Source organism: Streptomyces hygroscopicus (genome assembly GCF_026168105.1).
GTDB classification, from domain to species: domain Bacteria; phylum Actinomycetota; class Actinomycetes; order Streptomycetales; family Streptomycetaceae; genus Streptomyces; species Streptomyces hygroscopicus_D.
On record NZ_LBMW01000028.1, the window covers coordinates 78442 to 94905 of the forward strand.

Annotated in this window: 14 protein-coding genes and 4 pseudogenes; 4 read left to right on the forward strand and 14 right to left on the reverse strand. The window is 68.5% G+C overall.

Annotation, left to right across the window (positions count from 1 at the left end):
- Window positions 1–186: 186 nt before the first annotated feature.
- The 3 genes and pseudogenes from AAW14_RS25015 to AAW14_RS25025 form a co-directional block, all read left to right on the forward strand.
- Window positions 187–678: pseudogene (locus AAW14_RS25015) on the forward strand (integrase); the annotation flags it as partial.
- A gap of 36 nt (window positions 679–714) precedes the next feature.
- Window positions 715–1323 carry a hypothetical protein gene (locus AAW14_RS25020; protein WP_265566211.1) on the forward strand — a complete coding sequence of 203 codons (609 nt, stop codon included), beginning with the start codon at window positions 715–717 and terminating at the stop codon, window positions 1321–1323.
- A 107-nt stretch (window positions 1324–1430) separates the two neighbouring features.
- Window positions 1431–1954, forward strand: a pseudogene (locus AAW14_RS25025) (transposase); the annotation flags it as partial.
- A gap of 362 nt (window positions 1955–2316) precedes the next feature.
- Here AAW14_RS25025 and AAW14_RS25030 read toward each other — a convergent pair.
- The gene (locus AAW14_RS25030; protein ID WP_265566174.1) at window positions 2317–2913 is read right to left on the reverse strand and encodes an RICIN domain-containing protein; all 597 of its coding nucleotides are present in this window, start codon (window positions 2911–2913) and stop codon (window positions 2317–2319) included.
- A gap of 90 nt (window positions 2914–3003) precedes the next feature.
- Here AAW14_RS25030 and AAW14_RS25035 point away from each other — a divergent pair, with 90 nt between their 5' ends.
- Complete coding sequence (locus AAW14_RS25035; protein WP_265566175.1) at window positions 3004–3951, forward strand: integrase core domain-containing protein; 948 nt, start codon at window positions 3004–3006, stop codon at window positions 3949–3951.
- A gap of 233 nt (window positions 3952–4184) precedes the next feature.
- Here AAW14_RS25035 and AAW14_RS25040 read toward each other — a convergent pair whose 3' ends face one another.
- From AAW14_RS25040 to AAW14_RS25105, 13 genes and pseudogenes are all read right to left on the reverse strand, one after another.
- The gene (locus AAW14_RS25040; protein ID WP_265566176.1) at window positions 4185–4952 is read right to left on the reverse strand and encodes a hypothetical protein; all 768 of its coding nucleotides are present in this window, start codon (window positions 4950–4952) and stop codon (window positions 4185–4187) included.
- A 77-nt stretch (window positions 4953–5029) separates the two neighbouring features.
- A complete protein-coding gene (locus tag AAW14_RS25045) occupies window positions 5030–5866 on the reverse strand; it encodes a hypothetical protein (protein ID WP_265566177.1) in 837 nt (278 codons plus the stop codon).
- A 186-nt stretch (window positions 5867–6052) separates the two neighbouring features.
- Window positions 6053–6508: an ATP-binding cassette domain-containing protein gene (locus AAW14_RS39830; RefSeq protein WP_416223363.1), complete on the reverse strand. Its 456-nt coding sequence runs from the start codon at window positions 6506–6508 to the stop codon at window positions 6053–6055.
- Entirely contained in the window at window positions 6399–7727 is a 1329-nt protein-coding gene (locus AAW14_RS25055; protein WP_265566179.1) for an LLM class flavin-dependent oxidoreductase, read from the reverse strand. Before AAW14_RS25055 ends, AAW14_RS39830 begins: the two co-directional genes overlap by 110 nt.
- Window positions 7724–8782 (reverse strand): aliphatic sulfonate ABC transporter substrate-binding protein, encoded by a 1059-nt coding sequence (locus AAW14_RS25060; RefSeq protein ID WP_265566180.1) that lies wholly within the window; start codon window positions 8780–8782, stop codon window positions 7724–7726. Before AAW14_RS25060 ends, AAW14_RS25055 begins: the two co-directional genes overlap by 4 nt.
- 42 nt (window positions 8783–8824) lie before the next feature.
- Window positions 8825–9556 carry an ABC transporter ATP-binding protein gene (locus AAW14_RS25065; RefSeq protein ID WP_265566181.1) on the reverse strand — a complete coding sequence of 244 codons (732 nt, stop codon included), beginning with the start codon at window positions 9554–9556 and terminating at the stop codon, window positions 8825–8827.
- On the reverse strand, window positions 9553–10446 hold the full coding sequence (locus AAW14_RS25070) for an ABC transporter permease (protein WP_265566182.1): 894 nt from the start codon (window positions 10444–10446) through the stop codon (window positions 9553–9555). The genes AAW14_RS25065 and AAW14_RS25070 overlap by 4 nt, the downstream gene beginning before the upstream one ends.
- Window positions 10443–11339: a TauD/TfdA dioxygenase family protein gene (locus tag AAW14_RS25075; RefSeq protein WP_265566183.1), complete on the reverse strand. Its 897-nt coding sequence runs from the start codon at window positions 11337–11339 to the stop codon at window positions 10443–10445. Before AAW14_RS25075 ends, AAW14_RS25070 begins: the two co-directional genes overlap by 4 nt.
- A gap of 636 nt (window positions 11340–11975) precedes the next feature.
- Window positions 11976–12245: pseudogene (locus tag AAW14_RS25080) on the reverse strand (TauD/TfdA dioxygenase family protein); the annotation flags it as partial.
- 241 nt (window positions 12246–12486) lie between these two features.
- Entirely contained in the window at window positions 12487–13728 is a 1242-nt protein-coding gene (locus AAW14_RS25090; RefSeq protein WP_265566184.1) for a vanadium-dependent haloperoxidase, read from the reverse strand.
- Window positions 13729–13792: 64 nt separating this feature from the next.
- Window positions 13793–15214 carry an MFS transporter gene (locus tag AAW14_RS25095; protein ID WP_265566185.1) on the reverse strand — a complete coding sequence of 474 codons (1422 nt, stop codon included), beginning with the start codon at window positions 15212–15214 and terminating at the stop codon, window positions 13793–13795.
- Complete coding sequence (locus AAW14_RS25100; protein WP_322741108.1) at window positions 15211–15825, reverse strand: 2OG-Fe(II) oxygenase family protein; 615 nt, start codon at window positions 15823–15825, stop codon at window positions 15211–15213. The genes AAW14_RS25095 and AAW14_RS25100 overlap by 4 nt, the downstream gene beginning before the upstream one ends.
- Before the next feature lie 36 nt (window positions 15826–15861).
- Window positions 15862–15984: pseudogene (locus tag AAW14_RS25105) on the reverse strand (isopenicillin N synthase family oxygenase); the annotation flags it as partial.
- Window positions 15985–16464: the final 480 nt, after the last annotated feature.

Consider the following 16464-nt stretch of genomic DNA (forward strand, 5'->3'; position numbering starts at 1 on the left):
GTCAGACGGTCTTGGACGGTAATGGAACCGTTCCGGCACTGAACTGGCAGGCCAGCGACCCCCGAGGCAAGGTTGGTCTTGCCCAATACCTCATCCATGCAGCTGGGAACGGGTTTCGGCACCAGTCGAGGCCGCTCGAGTCGCAGCTGTCGCGCGGCGGCGGTCGGCGCGGCATGATGATCAGTCGTGCTGTTGAGACTGGCGTACTCGGGCATGACGAACGCGTTCGCGATGCTGCGGCTGCTGCCTATGAGCGACCGTGAGAAAGACGTCGAGATCCTGGCCTTGCGCCACCAGATCGGCGTTCTGGAGCGGCAACTGAACGGGCAGCAGGTTCGGTTCCACGCGAGCGACCGGGCGTTCCTGGCGTCGCTCCTCCATGGCGTGCCACGGGAGGTGCTGCGCCGGATGCGGCTGCTGGTGCGGCCGGACACCGTGCTCCGCTGGCACCGCAACGTCATCGCCCACCGGCACGCCGCCCAGCCCCGACCCAGGCGCGGAGGCCGACCGCGGACCGTTTACTCGATCCGAGCCCTGGTACTGCGCCTGGCCAGGGAGAATCCAAGCTGAGGCTACCGGCGCCTGCACGGCGAGTTACTCGTGCTCGGGGTGAAGGTGGCGGCGTCCACGGTCTGGGAATGCTCATCGAGAGCGACGACTGTGGCAACGGACCCCGCTCTTCAGCCTGACGACCCCGTTCGTCACACTAACGCCGTGCCTCGAATAGCCACCGCCACCTCGTCCCGGCAGGTCCGCCGCCTCACCACGATGGCGTTTTTCGGTCCGCCGGTGATCGTCGGGCTGTCGTTGCTGGCCGCCAATCCGGACTGGAGCGGGCTCGGACTGGTGCTCGGGACCTTCGCGCTGATCGCGACTCTCACGCTGATGACCATCGCAGCGCCGAACGGGTGGTTGATCGTCGGCGGGGTGATCGTGGGGATCGCCGCGCTGTCCGGGCCGGGGCCGGTGCTGCAGGCGGAGGTGATGGCGCACCAAGGGCAGCGGGTGCAGGTGCGGGTCACCTCGGTGAAGACGTACCAGGGCAAGCACGGGCCGGAGTACACCTGCCTTCTGGGGCGGGTGGACGGCGAGCCGCTCAAGCACGCCGAGCTGGGCAACGACTCCTGCGACGGGCCGATGGAAGTCGGGCAGACCGAGGACGTACTCGTCGACCCGCACGGCTGGGCGGCGCCGGAGCTGGCCGAGACGGACTACAGCGGGATCGACATCGCCGCGTGGGCCCTGCCGGTGGTACTGGTGCTCTTCGAGCTGCTGGTCTGGCTGTCCCGGCGGCTCGGGCTGCGCCGGTTCGAGAGCCGCTGATGGCGCTGCTCGCGCGGCCAGGGCGCGGGCGAGCCAGGCGTCGACGTCGGCCTGGACGTACGACCCGGCACGGCGGGTGAGCTCGTAACGGGCGGCTTCGTCGCCCTCGCGGGGCTCGACCTGCTCCAGCGTGCTCAGCTCGTTCCTGGCGCCGCTGGTCGATCGCGGCGATGTGCTGTTACAGGCCGGGCGAGACGTCCCGGCTGATCTACCGGCCGCGCCGCCACCGCAAGCATCGAGGCAAAGGACGCGACACCTTCGCGTGGAGTGGCTACCGCGACATGGTCGTGCGTGCCCACATCCAGCTCCAGGCTCCCATCGTGCTGATCTGGGATAATCTCAACACCCACCGGGCTGCCGGGATGCGCGAGTACGCCGGCGCACACGACTGGCTCACCATCGTGCAACTGCCCTCTTATGCACCCGACTTGAACCCGGTCGAGGGCATCTGGTCGCTGTTAGGCGCGGGCCGCTGGCCAACACCGCCTTCACCGACGACGAGCACCTCGAACGGACCCTCCGCCGAGGTCTGCGACACATCCAGCTCCGCCCCGACCTGATTGACGGCTGCCTTGCCGGCACCGGACTCAGACTCACCCACCAGCCGACAACAACCCGAAGAGATCAGTAGCCAGCCACTTTGGCGCGAGCCACGCGCTCGCACATCTGCACCAGGGTGCGTCCGACTGCCCGGCGGGCGCCCAGAGCACCAAGGCCGGCGCGATGAAGAAGGGGACGCAGGAGGTCAGCACGGGCTCCGGCGAGCTGGCTGTCGCCTGCCAGCGCATCCAGGCCGTCAAGTCCTCCCCGTAGCCGGACACTTCACGGCACGCTCATGGCGACGGTCCCGCCGACGGGAAAGTTCGGCGGGGCCGCGAACTACTGCTCACATCATCGTCACGGACCGACGGGTCCTTGATCGTTGTTACGACATCAAGACCAACCCCGGACGGAACCGTGACGACCGGCCGGCCATCCGGCAGCGACGGCCGCCTAGTGGACCATGCTCCAAATCTGCCACTTGTTGGAGTGGTTGTCACAGGTCTTCCGGAACTGGCCGATGTCGAAGACCATGTTGTTCGCGTGGCCTGCCTGTCCCCGGTCTAGGCAGAAGTCGAACTCGCTGCGGCCCGACAGCGGGCCTGATGGCTGCCAGTTGAGGAACTGGAAGCTGTTGGAAGGGTTGCCCGGGGTGTTTCCGACCCAGGTCATGTTCCACTGGTCCCGGTAGTTGCTCGCGTCGCAGCTGTCGGTCTTGGCCTCGTAGCCGTTTCCGGCGAAGAACTGGACCCGCAGACAACGGCCGGTCCGGACGTTCTGGATCTGCACCCTGCTGTAGTAGTTGTTCACGTCCGGGGCGTAGGACGTGACGTTCCAGCGCTGGAAGCTGCCGCCGTTGCAGGGCAGGATGTACAGCGACCCGTTGTAGTTGCTGTCCAGGCAGTCGACGCCCTGGTCCTGGAGGTCCTGCAGCTGGACGTTGCGCTGGTAGGTCTCGGCGTGCGCCGTCCCCGACAGGGCGAGCGTGCCGGCCAGGGAGCCCACGGTCATGACACCCGCCGCCACCGCGGTCCTGAGCTTCTGCTTCATATGCCTGTCCCGCGTGAAAACCCGAGTTCGGGCCCCTGATCACGACGTTTCGCTGCGGGACGGTGGTGGACCGGGGCATGATCGAGATCCATGCGGTGGTCATGGATCTATCTGCTGACGCGCAGGTCGCTGGAGCTGGCGGTACTGCGGCTGCTGGGCAACGCTGCCAAGGACGTCGAACTGCTGGTGCTGCGGCACCAGCTCGCTGTACTCCAACGCCAGCTCGGTAAACCGAGGTTGGAACCGGCCGACCGGGTCCTGCTGGCGGCCCTGTCGCGTCTGCTGCCTAGACAGAGCTGGAGCAGCTTCTTCGTCACCCCAGCGGCGCTGCTGCGCTGGCACCGAGAACTGATCGCCGGCAAGTGGACCTACCCCCACAAGAGCCCCGGTCGGCCGCCGATATCGGAGGAGACGCGGGAGCTGATCCTGCGTCTCGCGCGGGAGAATCCGCTGTGGGGACACCGCAGAGTGCAGGGAGAGCTGGCCCGGTTGGGCATCACGGTCTGCGCCGCCACCGTCCGGTCAGTTCTGCGGCAGGGCAACATTCCGCCCGCGCCCCAGCGGGCTCACGACGCCTGGGCCTCCTTCCTACGCGCCCAGGCTTCCGGACTGCTGGCCTGCGACTTCTTCCATGTGGATACCGCGTTCTGCCGGCGGCTGTACGTGCTGTTCGTCATGGAAGTCGCAACGCGCCGAGTGCACGTCCTCGGCATCAGCGCGCACCCGAACCGGGACTGGGTGACCCAGCAGGTGAGGAACTTGATGATGGACCTCGAAGACCGGGTGGACCGGTTCCGGTTCTTCCTGCGCGACCGGGACAGGAAGTTCTCCGACGCCTTCGACGCCGTGCTCGCCGACGCGGGCGTGCAGGTGTTACTTTCCCCGCCGAGATCGCCGAAGGCAAACGCCTTCGCGGAACGCTGGGTCGGCACCGTCCGCCGCGAGTGCACCGACCGCCTACTCATCATGAACGAACGGCACCTGCGCACCGTCCTGAACACCTACACCGACCACTACAACCGGCACCGCCCCTATTAATCCCTCCACCAACGATCTCCCCAAGCCTCGGAGACCGGCCAGACGGCACCTGTCATCCCCTTCGGAGGCCGCGTCCGCCGCACTCAACTACTCGGCGGCCTCATCAACGAGTACCAGCAAGCAGCCTGACGGCAGGCAGACAAACGGCCTGATCAGCAGCCCGAACCAGGGTTTTCACGCGGGACAGGCCAAGAAACACCCTCGACGAAGTCAAGCAATTGATGCAACCCTGGTCATTCCCCTAAACGACTAATCGCGACCGCCCCCAGGGGACGGGCGAAGTCATCGGACACGGCACAGGTTACCTGCCACCCATAATCATCGAAGAGATGAAAGATTCGAATGGTTGTGTCATCTAGCCCAGACATAACTTGAGCAAACCGGTCAAGGTCAAGGCTTGCCAAGTTGCGACTGCCTTCATCCGTCACCAGAGCGCGCTCTCCGTAATGGCGCGCCAGGGTCGCAGGCGTCGCAATCCATACGGGGTATTCACCCCTCTCTGAAGCGGCTAGCTTTTCTACGGCAATATTTGCCGCGACCCATCCGTCCTCCATCAGTTCTCGGCATAGAGCGAGAGCTTGGCCTGCCGAAATAGTTCCCACCGCACCAACGCTATTCGCTGCTGGATTCTCCCCCACACCGGCGACTGCAGTCGACGCGAGCGGAGAACACACGTCATCCGACAGGACAACAAGGATGCGCCATGTTTTGAAGCGGACAGAGAAGAAGCGAACGAAGGATTCTGTACTTTCTGTCAACGATTGAACAAACCGGCCGATATCAAATGCCCTTTGGGGAAGATCGGCATTTTGTGCTAGGCGAGTGCTATAGATTCCCGCCATGGAGGCGGTTTTGATGCGAGTTGTTTCAATAGTCGCTTCTGGGAATTGTTCAAGGGCTGACGCGGCAAGCTGCGCTGATTCCCACCCTGATTGGGAAAGTTGTGCGCAGCGTTCCATGGCTTGGCCCACGTCCATTGTGACGATTTCCGGCACTTCCATTCGCCTGCTTTTCCGTTGTAGGAGTAGAGGGAGGGCGGCCGCGGCTGTATGCCGCGGCCGCCTGGAGTTCGACCCCTCTATGGAGCTGGAACGTGGAACACCTTAGCTCCTTGGACGAGCCCTTCCACCAAGCTCTCGTTACTTTCCCACAGCTCAGTGCTAAACATGATCGCCGGGTACACCGGCTGGCCAAGAGGGAGCTTCACTTGGAGGATGACGCCGGGAAGGTCGCTTCGGCCTTCGGCAGCCCCGCGTGCGTACGACAGAGCGGTCTGCTTCGACGTGCTCCACGAGGTGTAGGGGCTGTTCGTGTTTCCGTCGTGGTGTTGCTCCATGCTTGCGGAGCCACCGCGAGGCTTGGCTATTCCTTGCGCTGCGTCGTCGTAGGCCGGGCTCGCGATGGAAACGCCGCGGTACAGATAGTTGAACCCAGGTTCCTCGGTAATCGAATCCAGCGAGAAGGAGCTACCGCCGCGGAAGGCCGGGTCATCGGCGTGCGCCGCCCCGGGGCCGAAGCGGAGACCCGAAGGGGAGGCTGGTGAGAACTTCCCCTTGAGCCAGCTGAACGCCGGCCCGAGAAGGCTGCTGCTGGCTCCCCCTGCAGCACCAGTGAGCAAGTCCCAAGGGTCTGTGGGGCGGCAGTGGGCCTGGTTGACGCCCCAGGAGAAGGCTGCGCCAACGCCAGCGTTGACGACCGAAGAGGCGGCGAGTGCGCGCCCGCCGGTAAGACCGAGGCCGCGGGCGAATGCGTTACCGATGCCGGGCATGAGAGCTCCGGCGATGCCACCGGTGATCGCACCTTCGCCGCTCGCCTTGGCAAGGCTGCCCCAGGTGAAGCCTGCGTTGCGGTGTTGCCAGGTGTAGATGCCTCCATCAACCACTGCGCCGAATGCGGCGCCGATGCCGGCGCTCACGCACAGTGGACATTCGCCGGAGGGGTCGGCCTGATTGAGAGGGTCGTTGTTGGCGTACGCGTACGGGGAGGAGTTGGCACTGAGCTTGCCAGCGGGGACGGGGTCGGTGGTGGTGAAGCGGCCGGTGCTGGGCGGCGCGCCGGGCGGCCGCCTTCCGGCCGATGCCGTGGTATCCGGCGTGGTAGATCAGGATCTGCCGGATGGACAGGAACCGGTCGACGTTGATCTCCTGGGCAGCCAGACCCAGCAGCCTCCGGGCCTGACGGCTGCGGTGGTCGTGGCCGAAGACGGAGAGGGTGCCTGCGGTGGGTCGGACGATGTGCACACCGAGCCGATCAGCGTGGTCTTCCCGGCGCCGTTCGGGCCGAGCAGCCCGAAGAAGGCGCCGTCCGGTATCTCCAGGTCGAGCCCGGCCACCGCGGTGAAGCCGTCTTCGTAGGTCTTGCGAAGGCCCTCGACCCGCAGCGCGGGCGGACTCCCGCCGCTCCGGGAAGCGGCGGGAGTCGCGAGCGGGCCGGCCACGGGAAGCGGGTCAGTCATGGAACTGGTTTGCCGGGACCGGGAGCCCGTAGTGCTCGCGCAGGGTCGTGCCTTCGTACTCCTCGCGGAACAGTCCCTTGCCGCGCAGGATCGGCAGCACATGCTCGACGAAGGCCGCGAGGCCCGACGGCAGGGCGGGCGCCATGATGTTGAACCCATCCGCGGCACCGCCCTCGAACCAGGCGATGATCGTGTCAGCGATCTGCTCGGGTGTGCCGACGAACTCGAAGTGACCGCGTCCGCCGCCGAGCCGGGAGATGATCTGCCGGACCGTCAGCTGGTCGCGCACCGCAAGATCGATGATCAGGTCGGAGCGGCTCTGCGAGCCTTCCAGCTTCGGCCTGGCGAGGATGAAGTGCGGAAGAGGCTCGTCGAGTTCGAAGACCGACGGCTCGGTCTCGAACACGGCGGCCAGCTGCCGCAGCCCGTACTCCGGGACGCGCAGCTCGTCGAACTCCCGCGCAAGCGCCCGGGCCTCCTCCTCGGTCGACCCGATGTACGGGACAATGCCCGGCAGGACGATCACACCGTCCGGGTCGCGGCCCGCGGCCCTGGTCCGCGCCTTGATGTCGGCGTAGAAGGCGGCCGCGCGCTCGTACTTCGTGTGCGCGGTGAAGATCGCCTCGGCGTGGCGGGCCGCGAAGTCCTTGCCGTCCTCGGAGGAACCGGCCTGGACGAGCAGCGGGTAGCCCTGTGGGGGACGCTCGACGTTGAGCGGGCCGGCCACCTTGAAGTACCGGCCCCGGTGGTCGAGGCGGTGCAGCCGCGCGGGGTCGGCATAGCGGCCCGTGGTCCTGTCCGCGACGACGGCCTCGGCCTCCCAGCTGTCCCACAGCGCCTTGGCGACCTTCAGGAACTCGTCGGCGCGAGCGTAGCGTTCGGCGTGGCCCGGGCGGTCGTCGAGGCCGAAGTTGGCGGCCTCGTCGGCTCCGGCGGAGGTGACGATGTTCCAGCCGGCCCGGCCGCCGCTGACGTGGTCGACGGACGCGAGCCGACGGGCGAGGTTGTACGGCTCGTTGTACGTCGAGGACACCGTTGCGATGAGGCCGATCCTGCTGGTCGCCCGGGACAGCGCAGTCAGCAGGGTCAGCGGTTCGAGCTGGCCCGGCGGGCGGAACTCGCCGGTGCCGATGAGCGCCGGGCCGTCCGCCAGGAACAGGGAGTCGAACTTGGCGCTCTCGGCCAGCTGCGCCAGCTCGATCCAGTGCCGCAGGTCGAAGTCCGCCCGGGGATTGCTGTGCGGGAGCCGCCACGCTGCCTCGTGGTGACCCGCCTCCATGAGGAAAGCGTTGAGATGGAGCCGACGCCGTCTCGCGCTCATGAGGTGACCTTCAGCTTGGAGCTGTCGTAACCGGCCGGCAGGAGGTTGTCGGTGATCGACTTGACGTCGACCTTCTTGGTGATCTGCCCCGCCTCCAGGAAGGCGTCGGCGAGCTTCTGCTCCAGCTCGATGTCCGACTGCTCCACCGGGGTCACCCGGTTCGAGTAGGCGGCCAGGGACGCCTTGGCGTCGGCCAGCGGGATGCCCTGCTCCTTCGAGAGCGCCTGCGCGTACTGGTCGGGGTTCTTGACGGCCCAGGCGAACTCCCGCGACAGCCTCTTCAGGCCGTCCGTGAGAGCAGCACGCTTGGTCTTGTCCTTCAGCGACGTGTCACTGGCGACGTAGTAGCTGCTCGTCTGGTCGATCGGCGGGAGACCCTTCACCAGGATCCGCGCGCCGTTCTTGACCGCGATCGCGGACTGCGGGTTCCAGATCGACCAGGCGTCCACCTTGCCCGTGTTGAACGCCGTCGCGCCGGCTGCCGGGTCGAGGAAGGTCAGCTTCACGTCCTTGGGGGTGAGGCCGACGCTCTTCAGGGCGTTCAGTGCCAGGCCGTGGGCCGAACTGCCCTGCGGAACAGCGATCTTCTTGCCCTTGAGGTCGGCGGCCGTCTTCAGCTTCGAGCCCTTCGGCACGATGATGTTCTCCCCCGCCTGGTCGGGCGTGAGCGAGCGGTTGACGGCGACGACCTTGAAGCCGTACTCCTTCGCGGCACCGGTGATCGGTGGCACGTCACCGACGCTGCCGAGGTCGATGTCGCCCGAGGCCGCGGCCTGCACGAGCGGCGGGCCGTAGGTGAACCGGGCGAACTTCACCTTGTACGGCGCGTTGTCGAACACGCCGGTGATCTTCGCCAGCTCCTGGCTGCCGTCACCGCCGTTGTCGCCGATGGTGAAGGTGTACTTGCTCCACTCGGGGTGCTTGGCGTCGCTCGCTGCGGCGGCGTTGCTCAGCGGCGCGGCGCTGTTCGAAGACGACGATCCGCAGGCGACGAGGGTGCTCCCGAGGGCGAACGAGCCGACGGCGCCGATGAGTCTGGTGGTTCTCTTTCGCATGGTTGTCGTGCTTTCTGTGCTGGGTGAGGGTGTTCGGGGAGGTCAGTGCTGGCCGGCGAGGCCGAGGTCTTCCAGCAGCCGGGCGCGGAGTTCCTCGCGTGCGACGCTCGCTTCGCGGTCCGCGGCGGAGAGGTGGACCTCGTGCGAGGTGCCGATGCGGCCGTTGCTCATGACGACGATGCGGTCCGCCAGGGCGATCGCCTCGTCGACGTCGTGGGTGACGAGCAGCATCGCGGCGTGGTGCTTGGTCCGCAGCGCCCGTACGAGGTCGTGCATGCGCAGCCGGGTGATGGCGTCGAGGGCCGCGAACGGCTCGTCGAGCAGCACGAGTTCGGGCTCCGAGACCAGGGCCCGCGCGAGCGACACCCGCTGGGCCTCGCCGCCGGAGAGCTCCTTGGGCCATGCCTTCTCGCGGCCCGAGAGTCCGACCTCGGCGAGCACGTCGCGGGCCCGCTGTTCCGCGTTGGGTCCGTGCAGGCCGAGCGTGACGTTGCGCAGGACCCGCTGCCACGGCAGCAGCCGGTCGGCCTGGAAGACGATCGCACGCCGTGCCGGGACCTCCACGCGCCCGCCGTCGGGCCGGTCCAGTCCGGCGAGCAGACGCAGAAGGGTGCTCTTGCCGCAGCCGGAGGGGCCGAGCAGGATCACCAACTCCTCGTCGGCGATGGTGAGGTCGAGGTGGTCGAGCACCACCCGGTCACCGAACCGACGGACCACCTGCTCGACGACGACCCCGGTCTGCCGCCGGGGCTCCGTCGCTATCGTGCTGCTCATGACGCCTCATAACTGGGTCGCCACCGCAGCAGCACCCGCTCGAGAACCCGGACGAACTGGTCGGCGAGCAGACCGAGGAGCGAGTAGATCACCAGCCCCACGAAGACCTGGTTGGTCTGCAGATACGTCTGCCCCTGAGTGATGAGGAAGCCAAGTCCCTCGTCGGCGTTGACCGTTTCGGCGGCGACGAGGCCCAGGACGCTGTACGCCAGGGAGAACCGCAGGCCGACCAGGAACCCCGGCAGGGCTCCGGGCACCAGCACGCGCGTCACCAGGCGCCAGTTGCCCGCGCCCGTCGTGCGCGCCATCTCGATCAGCCGCTGGTCGATGCCCCGTATGGCGGCGAACAGGTTGAGATACATCGGGACGCCGGCTCCGAAGGAGATCAGCAGTACCTTCGTGAGCTCGTCGATGCCGAACCACACGATCATCAGTGGCAGCACCGCAAGGAGGGGGATCGTGTTGAGCACCTGCACCACGCCGTTGAAGAGGTACTCACCGCTGCGCAGCAGCCCGCCGAGCACGCCGGTGACGATCCCCACCGTCAGACCGATCGCCAGACCGATGCCGGCCCGCTGCAGCGAAATGGCCAAGTCGGGCCCGAGGACGCCCTGTTGCCACAGATCGGCGGCTGACTTCACGAGCGAGGTCGGCGCCGGGGCGTAGGTCTTCGACACCACTCCGGCCCGGGCGAGCGCCTCCCAGGCGACGAGAATCACGACCGGAGTCGTATAGACCCCGAGGGGCCAGCGAAGGCGTTCGCGGAGCTCGGTGAGCGGCGTCCGGCGGCGGGCGTCACGCGGCAGGAACACCTCACGCTCGCGCGCGCTCGCCGTCTCGGCGTCCGGCCCCTTGGTGACGGCCGGGGCCGGGGTGCGGACCTCGGTCATGCCGCCACCGCCAGCACGCTGCTGTAGTGCGAGGCATCGCCCACGAGCTGCTCGCTGCGGCGGCCGTCGGCACCGACCGGCACCTCTCCGGCGACCGTCACCCGGTTCAGACGGCGCGGGTGGTCGTCGTAGTTGTCCACCCCGTAGTGCTGGGTGATCCGGTTGTCGAAGATCAGCAGCTGGTTGGGCGCCCAAGTCCAGCGCAGGATGTTCTCCGGACGCGTCACGTACGACTGGAGGAGGCGCAGCATATCCGCCGAGTCGCTGCCCGACAGGCCGACGATCCGCCTGGCGAACCCGCCGATGAACAACCCGCGTTCGCCCGTCAGCGGATGCACCCGCACGACCGGGTGCTCCGCCTCGTACGGCGTCGAGACGAAGGCCCGGTCGTACTCCTGCCGCCCCGCGGTCGTGGCCGCGGGGCGGGCGTAGTCGTACTGGTTGGTGTGCACGACGCGCAGCGTGTCCGCGAGGGCGCGCAGCGGTGCGGGCAGATCGCGGTAGGCCGCGGCGGCGTTGGCGATGAGCGTCTCTCCGCCGTACGGCGTGGTCACGATCGACCGGAGCGTGGTGAGTTGCGGCGGGTTGACCACGAAGGTGACGTCCGTGTGCCATTCGTTGGCCTTGGACGTCTCGCTGTCGACGGCGAGCACGTTCGTCGTGCCGTCGGCGGCCGGCACGTTGGGGTGGGCGGTGGTGAGTTCGCCGAACCACCGGGCCACGCGCTCCTGGCCGGCGTTGTCGAGGTTCACGTCGTCGAAGACGATCGTTTTGTGCTCGTTGAGGGCGTCACGGAGCGCCGTGATCGTCGAGAGATCGGGGGTCGCCGTGAGGTCGACGCCCTCCACGGCCGCGCCGATGCGGCCGGTGAGCTTACGGATGGACACAGACATGAGGGGGTCCCTCCCGGACAGACGGGCACACCAAGGGGTGCTGAGGATCGGGGAGTCGGGTGATGGGGCTGGTACTGCGCAGGGCTGATCGGCCGCAGGCGAAGCGCCGGTGGGCGGGCGGAGAGAAGGCGCGTGGTCGCAGGACCGCTACAGCCGCGTTCTCAGCGACCGCGACGGCGTGCGCGCACAGGCTCCCGGCTCACACGAATGCGAGAAGGAGAGGAGGCGGGAGCCCTCAGGAGGTGGATACGACGATCCCGTGGGGAGGCATCGTGGTGTGGGCGGCCTTCAACCGCCGCTGCCCGGCGCGCGTCATGGGCACGCACCGGCCGCTGCCGGGGACCGCTTGCCGGATCAGCGACAACAAAACGCGCTGGAGACGTGCGCCAGATCGATGTGGCGCCGCCGGGTCAGGTCCACGCGCGGGTTCATGGGTCCGGAGTCCAGCAGATGTCCACCAGGTTGGTCAATAACTTCCCGGACAGATCTTGCATTGCGGACACGGAGAACTTCTCCGCCTCTTCGGGACCCGCCCACGCGGTCTGTCCGCAGCAACGAACGCGAGGGCACGCACACCGGGTCGGGCGTGATCGCCTGTTCCAGGTGCGTGCCCTCGCGGGCCGTCCGATCAGCAGGTCAGGTCTGGGCGACCGCGCCGTCGGTGGAGGCGCCCGAGGCGATACCGTACGCGGGCTCCGGCACGGATTCGGGCGTGAGCAGCGCCGAGCGGCGGCCGTCCACGCCCACCGGCACGTCACCGTCGATGGTGACGCGGCGCAGGGTGCGGGTGTGGTCGTCCGAGTCGTCCACGCCGTAGTGCTGGGTGGCGCGGTTGTCCCAGAGCGCGACGTCCCCGACGCGCCACTGCCGGCGGACCGTGTTCTCTGGGCGTTCGATGTGCGACTGGACTCACCGCCACCGCCGAGGCCGGCCTGGGCCGGGGCTTCGCCCTGTCCGTCGACGGGACGGACAGGGCCGTGGCGGAATCGGTCCACCAGCTGATCGGCATGGCGCCGTTCCAGGGCATCAGCGTGGGCGTGGACCGCAAGTCGCCGGTCTCCTGGCCGCTGTACGCACGGCACGGCGTCTTCCGCTACACCGGCACCCTCCGCTCGGTCCGCCGCGATGCCGGTGAGCGCGCGGAGAGTCAGCGCGGAGCGAAGAGCCGTCCCGTGTTCTGCAGGGCGTACCGTGCCACGTTCGTGCCGAGCGTGATCCCCGCCTCGTCGGCCGACCGCGTGTGAATACCGGAGAAGACCCGGGCGTCGACGTTCTCTTCCGAGAGCTGCTTCCAGGTGGTGTACGTCCGGGTCACGCCCGGCGCGGTGGGGCTGGTCAGTGCGAACGGGGCGGTACGCGGACCTGCGAGCGCCGACAGGACGGTCTGCGCGGCGCCCGCGTAGGTGTTGTGGCCGCTCGGGTAGTCCGGATGCGCCGGGGTGGTGTGCAGAGGCGTCCAATCGGCGTCGGGTTCGATGCTGCCGGTGCGGATCGCGGTCACCGGACGCCAGCGTTCATAGGCGTACTTGCTGTCGGAGGTAGCGATCTGCGTGTCCACCAGCGCCACATGGAACAGCGCGACCAACCGCGCCTGCCCGGCGATCCCCTGATGTGTGCGGGAAAGCGCCACACGCAGCGGCTCGGTGTAGAGGGTGAGGGAGGAGCCGAGCCAGAAGGTAGCGGTCTCGGTCTGGCGGGCGCTGCGCACCGTGCTGTCCGCGGCGCCGTACGCACGCACCTCCGCGAGATCGGCGGCATAGCGCTCGGAGTCCAGGGCGGGCGGCGGGGCGAGCCGGAACTGACTCTGCGTCCTGAGCAGGAACGGCTTGGCGAGACGGTTGCCGTACTGGGCCGCCGGCGCGTAGCCGGGTGGCGTCGGCTGCCACACACCCGGCGCCGCGGGCTTGACGGGATAGGGCGCGTTGACCGCGGCGGGGTCGAGACCGTCGCCCTCCCGCGACTTCAGGACGAGATCGGCCTGCTTCTCCCCCGCCGCGACGCCCCGCTCCTCGGCCGGGCCGTCGGGAATCGCGTCGAGAGTCTCCTTGAACTTCGCGTCGAGCTGCTCCGTTCGGCTCGGGGCCAGCGTCACCAGAGCGCGGTGTACAGCCCCGGCGAGCGCCGCCTCCTGATACGCACCGCGGTCGACACCGGCGGGCACGTTCCGGGTGGCCCGCGCGGCCGCGAGCCAACTGATGGCCCAGGTACGGCTGTTGGTGATCTGGGTGGATGCCCCGGCCGTCGCGATGGTCTCGGCTGTGGCGTCGTACCAGGCGAGAGCCGTGGACATACGTACGGCCGCCGAGGCCTGCGGAACGGCGACGGAGGCGGTCAGCAGCGCCGCCGCGCCCAGGACGACGAGGGCGGGCCGGGTTCTGGTCGAACTCACGTGTTCTCCTTGGGTTTCGGTGGGGTGAGGGGGCGACGGGGTGCGGCACCCACGCCACGGGTGGTCAGGTCGTCTCCTTGGGGCGGGGGACCACGCCGGCGTGGTTCGGCGGCGCGAGTACGGACGGGCGGGGCGGCGTGGCGGCCTGGCGCAGCAGGGACAGCAGCAGGGCGACGGCGAGCAGGCCGGCGCAGACACAGGAGGCCAGCGCGTACCCGGCCCGGGGGTGGCTGCCTCCCGGCGGGCCGGAAGCGGTGTGCAGATACACCGCGGGGACGGCACTGAGGCAGACGGCCGCCGCGATACGCTGGGCCATCTGCAGGATCCCGCCGCCCACTCCCGCGGCCTCTGGCGGAGCGTGCTGAAGTACCTGGGTCTGGTTGGGCGAGACGGTGAGCCCTCCGGCGACGCCGGACATCAGCTGCGTTGCGGCCAGCGCCATCGGCAGCACCGCCGTCGGCACACCGAGCGTCACCACCGCTCCGGCCAGGGACGCACCGATGCCCGGAGCCAGGCCGACGGTCACCGTACGCGGGCCGATCCTCCGCACCAGCCGCCAGGCGAGGGCCGAGGAGATGCCCATCCCGACCGCCCCGGGGAGGGTGACCGCCGCCGTGAGCAGAGCGGACAGGCCGAGCCCGTCCTGCAGGAAGACGGTGAGCACGAGGAACGCGGCCAGTGAGGAGCCGAACTGGGCCATCGCGACGGCCGTGCCCAGCATGTACGGCTTCCACGAGGTCAGCGCCGGGTGCACCAGCGGGTGACGGCCGCGCCGCACCCGCAGCCCTTGGTGCACGACGAAGACGGCCGCCAGCGCGCACACCATGGTGCCCCACACCAGTGCCTCTCCCCCGCTGCCCGGAGGGCGGATGAAGGGCACCATCAGCGTCAGCGTGCAGCCGCACAGCAGACCGAGGCCGAGGACGTCCAGCCGGGAGTCGCGGGCGGTGCGCCGGGGCGGGGGCAGCCATCGGGCAGCGAGGGTCAGTGTGAGTACCGCGCACGGTGAGCTCAGCAACAGACAGCACCGCCAGCCCGCCTCGGAGCCGAGTCCGGCGACGAGCGAGGCGCCCAGGTCGTCCGGGTCGTCGACGAAGGTGACCTCGATCCCGAGGTCGGCGAACGTGTGCTCCAGGAGGGTACGGGTACCGCCGTACAGGGACGACGAGGCCACGATGTGATCGCCTGCGCGTGCCAGGTTGAGCAGGGCGAGCGTCGTCGCGGCCTGGCCGCTGGCCACGGCGACTGCGGCCGATCCGCCCTCCAGGGAGGCGATCCTCTCCTCGGCCGCGGCGGTGGTCGGGTTCGACAGCCGCGTGTAGGCGTGGGTGGTCAGGTCGGCCAGTTCGAAGGCCGCGGCGGCGTGCGCGGTGTCCCGGAAGACGTAACTGGTGGCCGGGTGGATCGGCACCGCCCGGGCGCCGGTCGTGGGGTCGGGGACGGCACCGGAGTGGACCTGGCGTGTCTCGAAGGCCCAGTCGGTCATCGTCCGGCCTCCGGCTCGGCCAGGACGTCGGACCACCAGCGCTCCGCGACCCGGGGATGTGAGCGGAGCCAGCCGACGACCGCGTTCTCCCCGAAAGCGGCGAGGAGCGGGTTGTCCGGGTCGTCGGTGACGCCTCGACTCAGCGCCGCCAGCTCCTCAGGGAGGTGCAGCGGCTCGACGACCGCGTCCAGGCGCGGGCCGAGGAAGAATGGAATCGAGTAGCGGTGGACGCCCGACCGCGGGCTCACGACCCGGTGCTGAGTGGCCTTCAGATATCCCTGGGTGGCGATCTCCAGCATCTCTCCGATGTTGAACACGAAGGCGTCGGGCACCGGCACCGCGTCGATCCACACCCCGTCCTCGCGCTGCACCTGGAGCCCGCCGACCTCGTCCTGCTGGAGCAGGGCGAGGTAGCCGTAGTCCTTGTGCGCGCCCACCCCCTGGTCGGCGTCCTCGGCGGCGCGCGGAGGATAGTGCACGATCTTCACGTGCACGGCCGCCTCGTCGTCGAACCATTGGTCGAAGTAGCCCTCGTCCTGTCCGAGCGCCGCCGCGAGCGCCCGCAGCACCTCACGGCTCACCCGCAGCGCCTCCGCCTGCCAGCGCAGCACGAGGTCCCTCAACTCCGGCAGCGCGGACGGCCATTGATTGGGGCCGATCAGACGCAAGTAGTCGGGATCGTCCGGGCCGACATCGAGTGCCGTCCGCTCGGGACCGATGTCGATCTGCTCCCGCCAGTCGGCGCTGCCCGCCGTGTATTCGGTGCCGGTGCGCGTATAGCCGAACTACGCCCGGAGAGCGGCTGGTCGAGGGCAAGAGAAAGCTGCAGGCAGAAAGAGAAGAACTAGATCGCGAGCCGTCGAACGGCGATCAGCAACAGACCTGGTCGAACTGATCGGCGCGGCGGCTCACCCAGAACAGGTCGAGCAGCACCGCGTGCGCCGGGCCAGTGGTCTCCATGGCCGGATCAAAGCACAACGGGAAAGCTGCGTCCACCACGCGTCCCAGCGGATCAGATGCCCCTTGGTCATGGTCGACCTTGACACTCACAGGGGCGGGCGACGTACGTTGAACGGGAAAGTTCCTGACAGGTGGAGGGTTCGATGCACGTACTGGGCGCGGCACCGCGTGGTGCGTGCACCGGTGCACGGCTCATCACCCGGCGGCATGTCGACTACTGCCGTACCTCCTCCGCCGTCTGTCCTTCCGTACACGCCTGACCCCTGCCGGCCGTCCCGCCGGCTGTCTCG